The sequence below is a fragment of the Vibrio sp. 1288 genome (genome assembly GCF_033344475.1).
Genome location: NZ_JAWPOX010000115.1, coordinates 1 through 1,190, shown reverse-complemented (window position 1 = coordinate 1,190; position 1,190 = coordinate 1). Strand labels below are relative to the sequence as shown.

At 47.2% G+C, this 1,190-nt stretch carries 1 protein-coding gene; it reads left to right on the top strand.

Annotated elements, in window-relative coordinates:
* Nucleotides 1-1,184 (top strand): elongation factor Tu (gene tuf / locus R8O11_RS24985; protein ID WP_017822038.1); only part of this gene is annotated, 1,184 nt, incomplete at its 5' end.
* Between the last annotated feature and the right edge of the window lie 6 nt (nucleotides 1,185-1,190).

The following is a 1,190-nucleotide window of genomic DNA, read 5'->3' as shown; positions in this document are numbered from 1 at the left end:
TGTCTAAAGAAAAATTTGAACGTACGAAACCGCACGTTAACGTTGGTACTATCGGCCACGTTGACCACGGTAAAACAACTCTAACTGCAGCTATCTGTACTACTCTTGCTAAAGTTTACGGCGGTGTAGCTAAAGACTTCGCATCTATCGATAACGCTCCAGAAGAGCGTGAGCGCGGTATCACAATCGCAACTTCTCACGTTGAGTACGACACTCCATCACGCCACTACGCACACGTTGACTGTCCAGGACACGCTGACTATGTTAAAAACATGATCACTGGTGCTGCACAGATGGACGGTGGTATCCTAGTTGTTGCTGCGACAGATGGCCCAATGCCACAAACTCGTGAGCACATCCTACTAGGCCGTCAGGTTGGTATCCCATACATCATCGTATTCATGAACAAATGTGACATGGTTGACGATGAAGAGCTACTAGAACTAGTAGAAATGGAAGTTCGTGAACTTCTATCTGAATACGATTTCCCAGGTGATGACCTACCAGTTATCCAAGGTTCTGCACTAGGCGCACTAAACGGCGAAGAGCAGTGGGAAGCGAAAATCGTTGAACTAGCAGAAGCTCTAGATACTTACATCCCTGAGCCAGAGCGTGCGGTAGATCAGCCATTCCTAATGCCTATCGAAGACGTATTCTCAATCCAAGGTCGTGGTACAGTAGTAACTGGCCGTATCGAGCGTGGTATCCTAACTGTAGGTGACGAAGTTGCTATCGTAGGTATCAAAGACACTACTACAACTACATGTACTGGTGTTGAGATGTTCCGTAAGCTTCTAGACGAAGGCCGTGCAGGTGAGAACGTTGGTGCACTTCTACGTGGTACTAAGCGTGACGAAGTTGAACGTGGTCAAGTACTAGCTAAGCCTGGTTCAATCACTCCACACACTAAGTTCGAATCAGAAGTATACGTACTGTCTAAAGATGAAGGTGGTCGTCACACTCCATTCTTCAAAGGCTACCGTCCACAATTCTACTTCCGTACAACTGACGTAACTGGTGACATCCAGCTACCAGACGGCGTAGAAATGGTAATGCCAGGCGACAACGTACAGATGACTGTAGAGCTAATCGCACCAATCGCAATGGACGAAGGTCTACGTTTCGCGATCCGTGAAGGTGGCCGTACAGTAGGTGCTGGTGTTGTTGCTAAGATCTTCGACTAATTCATA